The organism is Luteibacter sp. SVR4-7G, assembly GCF_056755555.1.
Genome location: NZ_JBPGXO010000009.1, coordinates 38,370 through 52,652 on the forward strand (window position 1 = coordinate 38,370; position 14,283 = coordinate 52,652).

A 14,283-nucleotide genomic window follows, 5' to 3' on the forward strand; every position below is an offset into this window, starting at 1 on the left:
TCCTATCGGGCTTGATATGAGGGATGGGACGTGGTCGCGAAAGGCTGTCGCGCGCAAGGCGCGCTCCTACAGCGCGCCCTCGCATTTTCGGGAGCCGCGGGGAATGTGCGGCCCGCAAGCGGGCGTGCTGTTGCTCCGGCTTTTGCCGCATGCGACCGCCGTGTTGGGAGGAGCCGGTGGCTGCCGTTTTTGGAGCGATTCCGCAGGGAGCGTAGGCCGGACGAGGACTTAGCGAAAAAAAATGGCAGGCGCCTGCAACCCGCCGCCACGCCAAGGCAAAACGCGATGGCGACAGCCGAGCCGGCAACCGTTCCCTGCGGCGAAGCCGCTTAAGACATGGGCACGCGCCAGCGGGCCAACCGACGCGAAAGGCGGTCGCGCGCAGGCGCGCTCCTACAAGACGCCTGTCGCTTTCTGTGAGAATAGCAGCCGCTGGCGACCTGCCGCCGCTCAAAGCCAAGGGCGATGGCGACGGCCGAGCTTGGGCAATGCTCCATGCGGCGAAGCCGCTTAGAACATGGGCACGCGTGAGCGGGCCAACTGACGCGAAAGGCGGTCGCGCGCAGGCGCGCTCCTACATCGGGGGTGCAAGTACGCCTGGCGCCCATTGCGCCGCTTTGCGATGTTCCAACTGTCGTTCCGTAAGCGGATGCTCGTGCCCCGCCGCGTCAACGACACGCATCTCACAGGCAGCGGGATGGGTGGCCGCGGCGCGGTCGTATTGTCTGAGCAGCGACTCCCGTACGTCATGAGGTGACGGGAGCCGCTGATCGGTGGAACGCGGGTCGGCCATGAGGGGCTGATGTGGCTTCAGGGCCACAGAGACTAGGTGACCGCTTGTGGATGCAGTGTCAGGCTCACGTAGACACAGCCAACCCTGTGGTCGAGACCGTCGTCAACCAGTGGAAGATCGCCGTCGATGACCACCCCATCGAGCGTGAGCGAGGCAGCCTCGTCCGTCCCTGCCCGACGCAGATCGATAAGATAAGTGGATGTCCCATGGCGATACCGGATCCCGTAACCGTTCCATGAGTCCGGAACGCAGGGAGCGATGCGCAACCTTCCTTCGACGAGGGTGACGCCCAGCAACGACTCGATCAGCAGGCGATACATCCAGCCCGCCGAGCCCGTGTACCAGGTCCAGCCCCCGCGGCCCACATGAGGCTCCACCGAGTACACGTCGGCGGCCATGACATAAGGCTCCACCTTGTAGACCTCCACCGCAGCCGCATCCGCGGTATGGCTCGACGGAAGTATCATGCGCGCCATCTCCCAGGCACGATCCCGGTCGTCGAGGCGCGCGAAGGCCATGGCCGCCCAGACGGCGGCGTGGGTGTACTGGCCGCCATTCTCGCGGATGCCCGGCAGGTATCCCTTGATGTAGCCCGGGTCCATGGAAGAACGATCGAACGGCGGATCGAGCAACTGGATGAGCCGTGCATCGCGGCGCACCAGATGCTTGTCTAGCGAGCGCATGGCGTGGCGTGCGCGCTCGTCGCCCGCCGCCCCCGACAATACCGACCAGCTTTGCGCGATCGCATCGATGCGGCACTCGTCGTTGCTGGACGAACCCAGCGGAGTGCCATCGTCGAACCACGCACGCAGGTACCAGTCGCCATCCCACGCATGCGCCTCGACCGCGGCGGCAAGCCTGTTGGCCTCGTCCGTGCAGCGCGTGGCGAAGGCCCGGTCACCGTGGCGCAGGGCCAGCGGCGCAAACTCCCGTAGGACATGGACCAGGAAGAAGGCGAGCCAGACGCTTTCGCCTTCCCCACCCTCGCCCACCTTGTTCATGCCGTCGTTCCAGTCGCCGCTGCCCATCAACGGAAGGCCGTGCCGGCCCCTCGGCATGGAATGCGCGAGCGCACGAACGCAATGCGCGTACAGCGTCTCCCGGGTGCCCGAGGCGTGCGGAAGATCGTAGAAGGATTCTTCGCCTGCCCGGAGCACGCGGCTCTCGATGTATTCGACGTCCTCTTCGAGGACCGCCACGTCGCCGCTGGACCGCACGTAACGGCTGGCAGCGAGCGGAAGCCAGAGATAGTCGTCGGAGCAGGCCGTGCGCACGCCCCGGCCAGACGGCGGATGCCACCAATGCTGGACATCGCCTTCCACGAACTGACGCGAGGCGCACAGCAGCAACTGCGCGCGGGCCATCGCCGGCGCCGCGTGCTGGGTGGCCATGGAGTCCTGCAGCTGGTCGCGGAACCCGACCGCGCCGCCGGACTGGTAGTAGCCGCTGCGGGCCTGCATCCTGCTCGCTATCGTCTGGTAGAGCAGCCAGCCGTTCGCGAACATGTCCACATCGGCTTCCGGCGTCCGTACCTGCACCGCGCCCAGGAGCTCGCTCCAGTGGCGGCGTACGCCTTCCAGCTCCCTCGCGGCGGCGCCATCCTGGCGGAATCGCTGCACCAGGTCCCGCGCCTCCGCCTCGCTGCCGCCCATGCCGAGGCGGAACACGAGATCGCGCGACTCGCCGGGTGCGAGCTGCACGGCCACTCGCACGACACCGCAGGGGTCGAGTCCTGCGCCGACCCGGTTGCTCCATCCCTGCCTGCGCATCGCCAGTGGCGACGACAGGCGCCCATTGCGGCCCAGGAACTCGACACGGTCGCCGCCGATCTCGCGCTCCGGATCGCCCACATCAAGGAATGCGACCCGCCCGGGGAAATCCCCGTTGTAGGCGTTGCGTGCGAACAGCGCGCCCGTCATCGGATCGACCTCGGTTACCACGTGCATGGCGTTCTTTTCGCGCATGTCGCCGAGTACCCATTCCACGTAGGCACTGGCAGTGAGCAGGATGCTCTCGGTGCTCCGGTTGGTGATCGTGAGGACCTGGAACTTCAGGGGAGCATCCACGCCGACGAATGCCTCCAGCCGCGTGGAGACCTCGCCCTCGTCATGCTCGAACACGCTGTATCCGAAGCCGTGGCGCGTCGTATACGTACCCTCACCGCGCATGGGAAGCCGCGTGGGCGACCATGCGCGGCCCGTGGACTCGTCGCGCAGATAGATGGCCTCGCCGCAGCCATCCTCCACGGGATCGTTCTGCCACGGGGTGATGCGGCAGCCATGCGCGTTCTCGGCCCAGGTGTAGGCGCTGCCGCTCTCGGAAACGACGGTACCGAAACCGGGGTTCGCGAGCACGTTGCACCATGGCGCCGGCGTCGTCGCGCCGGGTCCGAGCACCACCACGTATTCCTTGCCATCGGCCGAGAACGCGCCGGTAGCGGGCGTCGGAGCGGCAATGGGTACAGGTGGGCGGGGAACCCACGCCGCAGGCTCGGCAATCGCCGGCCGCGTGTCCATGCGGTGCCGGTCCATCTGCTGCTGCAACGATCCGAGGGTGTCCGTGACGACGATGCGGGCGCTCGCCTCCATGACCAGCCGGTCCTCGTAAGACAGCGGCTGCGCAGCACGGATGAAGACGCCTCCCGGACGATCCAGCAGGCTCGCCTCCGCGCCCGAGGCCAGCAGCCCGATCAGCGCATCGTGCAAGGCCTGCCGGTAACCGGTGCTGTCTTCGTTCCAGATCACCAGGTCCACGGCCAGGCCGCGCAGGCGCCAGTAGGCGGCAGCGCGGATGAGGTCCCTGGCGATGTCCAGGCGCGCGATGTCCCCGATACGCAACAGCACGATCGGAAGATCGCCGGACACGGCCTGGCCCCAGAGCCCGGACTGGCCCCGCATGTTCGCCGCGATCACGGAAGGCGACGCACGCAGTGCGGAGTTCGCATAGATGATGGACGTTGCCATGTGTTCGTACAGCTGCGCATCCGCCAGCGTGGCATTGGCCTGCCGCAGCGTTACCTGGCTATGGGTCCACGCCAGGTCGAAGACGCGGTCGCACAGGTGACGGTCGCGGTATTTTTCGATGAGGCGCATGCACTGGCCGCGCTCGTCGCCCACGCCGGTCACGAAATCGAGCGTGGCCGTCTGCTCGGGATCGAGCGTGATGCGCACGCGGATGGCGACGACCGGGTCCAGGACGGGACCCGCCGTATCGGAGAGCCGGCGGTTCCCCGCAGAAAGCGCGACCGGATCGGCGGTGCTCCGGCCACGGCCGATGAAGCGCGCACGGTCGGTTTCGTACGATATCTCGTCGATGTCGGCGTCGTGCACGGCGACGAGGTGGCACATCCACGGCGAGTTTTCATCCGCCGCGCGAGGCCGCCGGGTACACAAGAGGGCCTGCACCGCCGCCACGATTTCGGTCGTGACGAACAGCTTGCTGAAGGCGGGATGCGCCGTGTCGCTGGCGGGATCCGCCAGCACCACCTCGGCGTAGCTCGTCAGTTCGATCGTCCTCCGCGAGCGGTGGCGGTTGGTGATGCGCGTGCGGCGCAGCTCGATATCGTCTTCCGGTGACACCACGATTTCGGTATGGGTTTCGAAGCCGCGGTGGCGCACCCGGAACTCCGCACGCGATTCGGCGAAGATGGCCTCGAAGCGTTCCGTCTCCTGGAGCACCGGCTGATAGGCCGTGCTCCATACGTCGCCGGAGGCCGGATCGCGCAAATAGCAGAACATGCCGTGATGGTCGCGCGTGATGTCTTCGCGCCAGCGCGTCACTGCCATCGTGTCGCGCCGCATATAGCCGCCACCGGCACTGTTCACCATCACGTGGTAGCGGCCGTTCGAAAGCAGTTGCACGGCAGGCCGTGCCCGGTTGGGATCGGTGAAGAGCCGGAGCCGCGCTTCCGGCGCTTCCGCGGTGCGCGCGGCGTCGCCGATGCCCGTGTGCTTGAGGTATTCGCTCGACGAAAGCGGTACGCGTTCCTGCAGGAGTAAGCTCGTGGCCATGACGTTCGGGTCGGATTCGAACCGGCGCCGCATCGGCTGGTCGAGCAAGGCGTGCCCGATGGCCAGCAATGACATGCCCTGGTGATGCGACATGTACGAGCGCACGATGGCGGCATCCTGCCCCGGTGGAAGGCGCGAGGGCGTGTAATCGACGGCTTCGTACAGACCGAACCGGCCTGCCATGCCCGCCGCGCTCAGTCGGCGCAGGTTGTCGGTCGCCGCGGCGGGCGACACCATCAAGGCGAGGACGGTGGCGTATGGGGCGACCACGAGGTCGTCGCCCAGCCCCCGCTTGAGCCCGAGGCCAGGTACGCCGAACGCGCGGTACTGATAGGTCGACTGCGCATCCACGGCGTTATAGCCGGACTCCGATACACCCCACGGGAGGCCCCGTTGCTTGCCGTAGTCGATCTGCCGTGCCACGGCATTGCGACTCGTCTCGTCAAGCAGGCTCCCCTCGTAGGTCGGCATCACGAGCATGGGCATCAGGTACTCGAACATCGATCCCGTCCACGAGAGCAGCACGGGTGCTCCGTCCACCGTCGTCAGCAGGCGGCCCAGCGAGAACCAGCTCTCCTGTGGAAGCTGTCCTTGTGCGATCGCCACGAAGGTCGTGAGGCGGGCTTCCGAGGCCAGCAGGTCGTAGAAGGAGGCGTCGAGCGCATGGCGCTCGATGTCGTAGCCGATCGAAAGAAGGCGCCGGTGCTCGTCGTACAGGAAGCCCTGGTCCATCGAAGCGAAAGCGCCCGCCTCGGCGGCCGCGTGTTCCAGCATGTCGATCCGTGCACGCGCCCTGCCCGCCCTCTCGCCGTCGGTGCCGGCGGCAAGCCCGGCCAGCGACGGTATGGGAGCGTCGCGATCTGCTTCGGCGTGCCAGGTGGTCGCCTCGGCCAGCAGCTCGTCGCACTGTGCGTCCAGCCGCTCCAGCCAGAACACGGTGTCCGAGGACGTATTGTGCGCGAGCGCGCGCTTCAGTTCGTCGCCCCGCTCGCGTTGTGCCGTGGCGAAGGCAAGTACCTCGCCCATGGAGCGCGGAGGAGATCCGGCATGCGAAGCCAACTCGCCCGGCCAGCTGTCGAGACCGGCCGGCCTTGCGGGACCGAGGTGCGCGGCGAGCACGCCAAGGGTATCGCGGAGACCGGCGATGGATGCCGCCCGGAACACGGGATCGTTCGCCAGGTCCATCAGGCCTCGCTGCAAAGTCAGCAGATGGCCGGCGAGGTTTCCGCTATCCACGCTCGAAACGTAGCGAGGAGAGAGAGGTTGCAGAGTTGCCGTGTCGTACCAGTTGAGGAAGTGCCCGCGGTATCGCTCAAGTGCGCCCATGGTGACCAGCGTGGCGGCGGTGCGTTCGACGAGCCGGCCGGTGCCGAGGTAACCGAAGTCATAGCCTGCCAGGCCGGCAAGCAGGCCGAGACCGATATTGGTAGGCGATGTTCGTCTTGCCACATGCGGTTGCGGCAGCATCTGCAGGTTGTCGGGCGGCAGGCCGTGGTCGTCGGCGCCGCCGTGAACTTCGAAGAACGCCCAGGTCCGGCGTGCCAGTTGCCTGAGGAATGCGAGATCCGCGGCGCCGGGCGCATAGCGCCGGCTCGTGGCGGCACGGCTGACCCACCATGCGATGACGGGCGACGCCGCCCACAACAGCAGCCATGGCAGCGCGACCAGCAGGGCCATCGGGCGCCCCCATGCCAGCGCCGCGGCCACGGTAATGGCCGTGGCGGGACCTGCCCACATGGCGCCCCAGGGAATACCGCGACGGTTCCGGTTGCGCCGGGCCACCTCGCCCGATGCCCGCCATTCGAGCAGATGACGGCGGCTGACCCCGAGGCGCCAGATCGATCTGACGATGGCATCCGCACTCAGCCATGCGTCATGAGGCAGGCATGCGATCGCGAGCGCCATGCGCATGGCGTGGGGTCCGGGTGCCGTGGCGACCCGCCGTGCCTGCTGCCGCCAGCTGATGTCGCGCGGTTTGCGGACGGCGTCCATCACCGCATGCAGCAGGACGGGCAAGACGATCATCGACAACACCGCGATCGTCCAGGTGAGGACCGGTGCCACCCATGACCATCCCGCCACCAGCAGGACCAGGGTGGCCGGCGGGACGAGGCTGCGCCGCAGGTTGTCGAAGATCTTCCAGCGGGCAAGGCCGCCAAGGTCGTTGCGCCGCCATCCTCCCGGCACGGGTACCACGGGCGACAACCAGGGCAGCAGTTGCCAGTCACCGCGCATCCAGCGGTGCCGGCGTTCGCTATCGTCCGTGTAACGGTCGGGGATGGCCTCGAAAACCAGCACGTCGCTGAGCAAGGCGGAGCGGGCGACACAGCCTTCGATCAGGTCGTGGCTGAGCACGCGCTCGGGCGTGAAGCGGCCCAGCATCGCGCGCTCGAAAGCGTCCACGTCGTAGATGCCCTTGCCGATGAAGGAACCTTCGTGGAACAGGTCCTGATAGACATCGGACGTGGCGCGTGTATACGGGTCCACCCCCGCATCGGCCCCGTAGAGACGCGCATAGAACGAGCGCGCCTGCGCCGGCAATGCGATGCCGACACGGGGCTGCATGATGCCGTAGCCTGCGGTGACGACGGCAGTGGATTCGTCGAATACCGGCCGATTGAGTGGATGGTCCATGGCGCCGACGAGCAGGCGCGCCGTATCGCGCGGCAGGTGGGTGTCCGTATCCAGCGTGATGACATAACGCACGTGCGGCAGCTCGTCGAGCCGGCCCAGCAGCAACTGGAAGCGGTCCCTTCCCGTTCCGCGCAGCAATGCGTTCAGCGCGGCGAGCTTGCCACGCTTGCGGTCGGCACCGATCCATCGCCTTTCGGTGTCGCTCCATTCCCTGGGGCGATGAAAGAGGAAGAACCGGTCCGAAATCGCGGAACCATAGGCGGCATTGAGCGCCTCGATGCGTTCGCGGGCGCGCTCCAGGATGGCGGCGTCGCCCGGTAGTGACGGCGCGTCGGCATCGTTGAAATCGGTCAGCAGCGCAAAGTGCAGGGAGTCGTCCCGGTTGGCGAGGAAGCGGACCTCCATCGCGCCCGCCAGTTCATCGACGTCCGCGGGATCCCCGAGCATCGCCGGCACGGCGACCAACGTACGCGCCTCCGCAGGAATGCCGTCGCTGTAGTCCATGCGTGGGAGACGATCGGGACGCGTCAGCAGTGAGGCGGCCAGGTTCAGCAGGCCCAGCGCGAACTGGCTCGCGACGGGTACCGCCGCCACCGCCAGCAGGACGACGACAGGCAGGGCCAGGCTGCCGACCGCAGCCGTGCCCATGAGGGCCAGCGTCAAGGCCAGCGCGAGGCATACGAACAGGGCCAGCGACACGCCGAATGCCGCGGTGGCGAAGGCACGCTTGCAGCTCGCCTTCCAGCGAACGCCGAGACCCAGTCGCTGTTCCAGTGCCGGCAGACCCTCGCCGACGAGGTGGTAACCGACATGGCGGCCGAGGCCGTGTCCCAGACGGGCGGCATCTATCGCAGCACCGGCCGTCGCGACTTCGTCGAGGGTACCTCTTCGCGCCAGGCGTTCTACGGCGTGGCGATAATCGTCCCGGCTGGCGAAGTCCATCGACGCATAGATGCCGGCGGGATCCGTCCTCAGCGTGGCTTCGACCAGGCTGGTGCGTTCCACGAAGTCATGCCAGTCGATCATCGCCAGCATGCGCAGACCGCCGATGCTGTTGCCGATCGAAACCTGCTGCGCGGCCTGTTGCTGCGATTCCACCTGTACGAGGTAATCGATGCTCTGGCCGGATTCGGCGAGGCGTTGCTCGATCCATCCGAGCGGCATGGCCAGCGCCGGACCCTGCCCCTGCAGGCGGCGCACGAGCTCGGCCACGAAAGGCGCGCTCATGACCGGTGACGAGCGCGCCATGTCGGCGACCACGAGAACGACGTTCTTCGCATCCCCGGCCGCCATCCGGGTCATGGCGTTCGCCCAGCGGGTGGCGCGGCGACGGCCCGACCGGTCCAGGCTCACGCGCACGGCGATGCGGCGCAGGTTCTCGATCAGCGCCAGGCGGAGCATGATGGGCACTGCCCAGAGCTCGCCGAGGTTCAACGGGGTGACGGACTGATACGACGCGAGGAACCTCGTAAGCCCTGCTTCGTCGATGCGGCCGTCGCCATGGGCGATGGCCTCGAGGGCGATGTCGTACGCGCGCGGCAGTCCCTTCGAAGGACCGTCGTCGAGCTGGACGAGCTCACGGCTGTAGCCTTTCGGAAAGTCCCGCTTCGCGGTACGGATCTGCTCTTCGATCAGGTAAAGGTTGTCGAGCAGCCACTCGCCGGCGGGTGTGGTCGCTTCGCCGCGCGCGCTGGCGGCCACCAGTCCCCTGCACGCATCCAGGAGCGTCGCTTCATTGTCTGCGAGCCGCGGGAGCAGCCATTCGGGTGAGTGCGACGAAGCGACCTTGTGGCGGGCCGCGAGCAGCGGTCCGTGCGCTTCCAGCTGATCTGCGTTGAAGAGTTCGGCACGGAGGACAGGCTCTCGCTCGACGCGGGCGGTGGTACGCGCGCGGCGCCTGCCAGGCAGGTTCAGGTCCTCACCAGGGGTATTGCCAGGGAACACATGGGTTCGATCCTGCAAGGGTCAGAAAGCACCCGGGCTACGGAGTGTGGCACCGCGAGTGTTACCTCGACGCGAGGATCGGACCGGGGGCCGGATAGGTCACCGTACCGTCGGAACTTACGACTGCTCCCGGCGTGAGCCGGGCAGCTTCGGCATGGCCCACATCGAACAGGTGCAGGACCTCGCGGCCCGCGGCCAGCGCATAGTCCGTGATAATCCGCCGGTGACAGCGCCACCACAGGACTTCAGAGCACATCATGGCGCAGTGCTGCGCGTTGCTGCGGGCAAGCAACTGCCGGAACGACGACCGGAACGATTCCGACATCGCATGATCGGCGTAGTTGTGGAAGCTCGATACCTTCCAGTAGCCATTGACCTCCGGCGGGATGTCTTTCGACTTGCGCCGGCGGCCACCGAGGTCCGGCAGGTACTCATAATAGATGCCTGCGCCGGCCAGGGAGGCGGGGAGATCCTCGATGTTGAATTGCGGATTCGTGCGTGAGCGTGGGAACGTGCGAACGTCGACGACACGTTCGATGCCGGCATCCTGGAGCACGGCCAGGAAGTCCTCGATCCGGCGATTGGAATGACCGACCGAATAGAGCGCCACGTCAGGTCGCCCGTGGATTGAACGGAAGCCGCCGGTGGATCGCCGTGGCAGCAATGGCGGCATGACCCACGGCGACGCTGATCTGGTTGAGCCCGCTCACCACGTCGCCCGCGGCAAACAAACCGCATACGCTCGTTCGCATCGACGCGTCGACATGCAGCTTGCCGTCGTCGTCGGTCGCCGGCGCCAGCGGTGCCAGGAGCCGCGTGCCGGGGTCGGAACCCAGCACGGGATAGACGGTGTCCAGATGCCGGGTCGCGCCGTCGGCCAGCACGGCGAGGCATCCTCCCGGCGAGAAGCGCAGAGCGCGGACGCCGGTATGCAGGGCGACCCCTGCCTCTTCCGCACGCGCGCGTTGCTCCTCATTCGGTGCCGTGGCGTCGATCGCCAGCACATGCACCTCGGCGGAGAACGTCCTCAGGAAGATGGCGTGGTTCAGGCCCTCCGCGATCGGGGCATAGACGCCGATGGCCTCGTCGCGCGCTTCGTATGCATCGCACACGGCGCACAGGCGCAGGCTGCCGGCGGCAATGGCTTCCTCGACGCCTTCCGTATCCGGAAGCCGGTCGACCACGCCCGTGGCCAGCAACACGTTGCGCGCATGCCACGTCATGCCTTCGCCGGTGGCATGGAAATGTCCGTCGTGCCCATCGAGCGCTTCCACGCGGGCGCGCACGAACTGGACGCCGTGGCTTTCGGCCTGCGCGCGGAAACGCGCCAGTATCTCGTTTCCTGCGACCCCGAAAGGAAAGCCTGGGCAGTTATGACTCGCGGGAATCCACCGCGCCCGCGACTCGCCGGCATCGACTACGACTATTTTCCGGCGATATCTGGCCAGGTAGGTGGCCGCGGTCAGCCCCGCAGGGCCGGCGCCGATGACCAGGCAATCGGAGAGGTCTTTCATGGAAACGCCTGAGCGGGGAACCGCAGGCAATCTAGGAAGCCCGGCGTCGATACGGCGTCGTTCTCAGAAAGCGCGAGCTTCTGATCCTTTAAAGCAGTGAATCCACACTTTTCGGTGTTGATAATCCCGCGCTACCTTCACAGAGCGAAGCGTCCTGGCTGAGTCACTTGCACGGATATGCGGCAGGCAGGATGCCAGGACGGACAATCCCTTTGCGGAATCCGCTCCTAAGCTTCCGGTCGCTCCCCTTCCAAGATCCCGTCTTCGATCCGAGCCACCGGAGATTCCCATGAGCAATGTCGCCGCCGGGCCCGCGCACACGCGGGGCATGGACATGAAGTTCGAAATCGTCGTTCTTCCTGTCGCGGATGCAGACCGCGCGAAGCGTTTTTACGGCGACCTGGGTTGGCGGCTGGATGCCGACTACGCCTCGGATGACGGCTTCTACCGCGTCATCCAGTTCACGCCACCGGGCTCCGCGTGCTCCGTCATCTTTGGCAAGAACGTCACGGCAGCCACCCCAGGCTCGTCGCAGGGCTTGTACCTGATCGTTTCCGACGTCGAGGCGGCCCGTCAGGAATTGCTAGACCGCGGCGTGGAGGTCAGCGAGGTATTCCACGATGCGTCTGGAGTCTTTGCCGGGCCGGACGAGCCGTATCTTTTCGGCCGCGCGCGGGTCGGTGGGAGGCATCCCGAGCGCAGCAGTTACCGCTCGTTCGCGTCTTTCAACGATCCCGATGGCAACGGCTGGCTCTTCCAGGAGATTACGCAACGGCTGCCCGGTCGCGTGGAGACCGACGTCGCGGTCTTCAACTCGCAGAAAGACCTCGCTGCAGCGCTACGCCGGGCGGAAGCCGCCCATGGGGAGCATGAGCGGCGAACCGGAGGGCAACGCGATGAGAACTGGCCGGATTGGTATGCGGAGTACCTTATGAGCGAGCAGCAGGGTAAGCCGCCGCCGTTATGACTTTGGCTGCACGCTGGCATGGGTGGGGATGTGGCATCGCGGCGGCTCGGCAGTGCGCCGGTTACTTAGGCGATGGGATTAGGGATCTTGTGGCGTGCCGCGAAAGGCTGTCGCGCGCAAGGCGCGCTCCTACACAACCCCCGCGGCGTGCCGCTGAATCTGTAGGAGCGCGCCTGCGCGCGACGGCTTTTCGCGAGGGCCTTCATTACGCCAGCCGGTTCACGATCGGAATGATCGCCAGGGCCAGCAGCCCGGCAACACTGGCGACGATGCCGATGCTGCCCAGGCCCCATGCGGGGATGGCGATGCCACCCAGTACCGCGCCGACCGCGATGCCGGCGTTGGCCGCCGCCACGTTCGTCGTTCCGGCCAATGCCTGCGAATGAGTCACGGACTTCATGACCCGCACCTGGCAAATCGGGAACAGGGCGGTATAGGCGATGCTCCAGGCCGCCAGCGCGACGACGAACATCGCCCGCGTTCCAGTCATCGCGAACGCCGCCAGCATCCCGATGATGAGCAGCGCCACGAATCCGCCGGTGGCAGCGAGCGGCGACCGGTCGACCAGTTTTCCTCCCAGCGCGTTGCCTATGAGCCCTATCGCGCCGAAGCCCATCAGCCACCAACCCACCTGAGGCGCGGGCACCGAAGCCAGGCGCTCCAGCACGTCGGCGAGATACGTGTATGCCGTGAACATGGCGACGAAGGCGATGATCGACAGTGCGACGTTGCCCAGGAAGAAAGGCTCGCGGAATAACGCCGCCTGTTCGCGAAGATGGATTCGCGGCGAACGTTCGACCTGCGGCATGCTGGCGGCCAGGGTGACGGCCATCACGGCGCACAGCACTGCCAGCAGCCAGAACGCCGCGCGCCAGCCCAGCGCGTCGCCCAGCAAGGTGCCGCAGGGAATGCCGAACAGCAATGCGGCGGAGATGCCGAGATAGACCCGCGACACGGCCTGCCCCGCCCGCTCGGTGCCGGCGAGCTTCGCCGCGGTTTCGCTGGCCGTACCCCAGAACACCGGGAGGGCCAGCGCCGGCACGAACCTCGCGATCGCCAGCACCCACAGCGACGACGCGACGGCAGCGAGCGCGTTCGCGGCGGCGAACACCAGCAGGATGCCGACGAAGAGCGCCCTCCGGTCGACGTGCGACAACGCCGCCGTGAGCGGCGGCCCCGCCAGTGCCACGACCACGGCGAACAGCGTGACCAGCTGTCCCGCCGTCGAGATGGAAATGTTGAGGTCGCGAGCCAACGCAGGCAGCAAGCCGACAATCAGGTACTCGGTGGTGACGATGAGGAAGGCGGCGACGGCAAGAATGAGCACCGGCAGCCGTGAGGAGAGATTCGACATCCCACCATGTTAGAGTTTCCCCAATTTCTCATCCCGGGAAGTTTTTCCGGCTTTTGCGGAACTGGATTCCTTAATTCCATGTACCCATCGGAGCGACTCAACGGCATCGGTGTTTTCGTCGCCGTGGCCGATGCCGGCAGCTTCACGGCTGCCGCGGAACGCCTGCACCTCACCGCCTCTGCGGTCGGCAAGGCCATCGCACGGCTGGAAGTGCGGCTCGGGAAGCGTCTCTTCGTCCGTTCCACGCGGCGCGTCACGCTCACCGATGAAGGCGAAGCCTATCTGCGTGTGTGCCGCTCCGTCCTCGGCGAACTCGAGGAGGCCGAGCAGGTACTTTCGTACGGAAGCGACGAGCCCGTCGGAACCCTGCGCATCGATCTTCCCGTGACCTTCGGGCGCCTCAAGGTGATGCCCCTGCTGCTTCCCTTCCTGGCGCGTCACCCGGACCTCCGTCCGGTCATCAGTTTTACCGACCGGATCGTCGACTTCATCGACGAAGGGATCGACGTCGGCATCCGGGTGTCGCAGCAGGACAGCTGGCCCGATGCCCTTGGCCACGCCTACCTGGGCAAGGAACGCAAGGTGTTCTGCGCGTCCCCGGCATACCTGTCTTCGCATGGCGAGCCCGTGGATGCGACAGCGCTGCGGAACCATGCAGCGGTGCTCTACGGCAGATCCGATGCGAGTCCCGGTCCATGGAGCATCGGAAGCGATGGCGCACCTGCCGAGCAGTTCCTGCCGGAACGGCGTCTGGTCCTGGGCAATGCGGAAGCCCAGGTCGACGCGGCGATCGCAGGCGCCGGCATCGCCCAGTTGCCCACCTGGCTGATCGGCGATCATCTTCGGCGTGGCGAGCTGCGCCGGGTTCTTCCCGAACTCGACATCGACGGCCTGCCGATCCACGTCGTCTGGCCCCGCCGCAGGCAACTGCTGCCGAAGGTGGATACCACGGTGAAGTACCTGACGGACAGGATGCGCGCCGCGATCGCACAGTAGCAGGCAGCCTCCGGGTGTACCCGCAAAATCCCGTGGCCTGACTACCGGCACATGCGCCCCCGCCTCGGGGC

At 66.7% G+C, this 14,283-nt stretch carries 6 protein-coding genes; 2 read left to right on the forward strand and 4 right to left on the reverse strand.

Annotated features, from left to right (window positions below):
• Positions 1-825: 825 nt before the first annotated feature.
• From ACR9ZH_RS05230 to ACR9ZH_RS05240, 3 genes are all read right to left on the reverse strand, one after another.
• A complete protein-coding gene (locus tag ACR9ZH_RS05230) occupies positions 826-9,381 on the reverse strand; it encodes a GH36-type glycosyl hydrolase domain-containing protein (protein ID WP_481289703.1) in 8,556 nt (2,851 codons plus the stop codon).
• Positions 9,382-9,442: 61 nt separating this feature from the next.
• The gene (locus tag ACR9ZH_RS05235; protein WP_481289704.1) at positions 9,443-9,991 is read right to left on the reverse strand and encodes a DUF488 domain-containing protein; all 549 of its coding nucleotides are present in this window, start codon (positions 9,989-9,991) and stop codon (positions 9,443-9,445) included.
• 1 nt (position 9,992) lies between these two features.
• Positions 9,993-10,895 carry an NAD(P)/FAD-dependent oxidoreductase gene (locus ACR9ZH_RS05240; RefSeq protein ID WP_481289705.1) on the reverse strand — a complete coding sequence of 301 codons (903 nt, stop codon included), beginning with the start codon at positions 10,893-10,895 and terminating at the stop codon, positions 9,993-9,995.
• 289 nt (positions 10,896-11,184) lie between these two features.
• Here ACR9ZH_RS05240 and ACR9ZH_RS05245 point away from each other — a divergent pair, with 289 nt between their 5' ends.
• Positions 11,185-11,862, forward strand: coding sequence for a VOC family protein (locus ACR9ZH_RS05245; RefSeq protein ID WP_481289706.1), 678 nt, complete (start codon positions 11,185-11,187; stop codon positions 11,860-11,862).
• 205 nt (positions 11,863-12,067) lie between these two features.
• Here the strand turns inward: ACR9ZH_RS05245 and ACR9ZH_RS05250 are convergent, their stop codons facing one another.
• Complete coding sequence (locus ACR9ZH_RS05250; protein WP_481289707.1) at positions 12,068-13,216, reverse strand: MFS transporter; 1,149 nt, start codon at positions 13,214-13,216, stop codon at positions 12,068-12,070.
• A 78-nt stretch (positions 13,217-13,294) separates the two neighbouring features.
• Here ACR9ZH_RS05250 and ACR9ZH_RS05255 point away from each other — a divergent pair, with 78 nt between their 5' ends.
• A complete protein-coding gene (locus ACR9ZH_RS05255; protein WP_481289708.1) occupies positions 13,295-14,212 on the forward strand; it encodes a LysR substrate-binding domain-containing protein in 918 nt (305 codons plus the stop codon).
• The last annotated feature ends 71 nt before the right edge of the window (positions 14,213-14,283 follow it).

What these genes read in the sequence shown, in the direction of transcription:
- ACR9ZH_RS05250 (WP_481289707.1), bottom strand. Translation starts at nt 13,216, where the DNA reads ATGTCGAATCTCTCCTCACGGCTGCCGGTGCTCATTCTTGCCGTCGCC.
- ACR9ZH_RS05255 (WP_481289708.1), top strand. Translation starts at nt 13,295, where the DNA reads ATGTACCCATCGGAGCGACTCAACGGCATCGGTGTTTTCGTCGCCGTG.
- ACR9ZH_RS05245 (WP_481289706.1), top strand. Translation starts at nt 11,185, where the DNA reads ATGAGCAATGTCGCCGCCGGGCCCGCGCACACGCGGGGCATGGACATG.
- ACR9ZH_RS05240 (WP_481289705.1), bottom strand. Translation starts at nt 10,895, where the DNA reads ATGAAAGACCTCTCCGATTGCCTGGTCATCGGCGCCGGCCCTGCGGGG.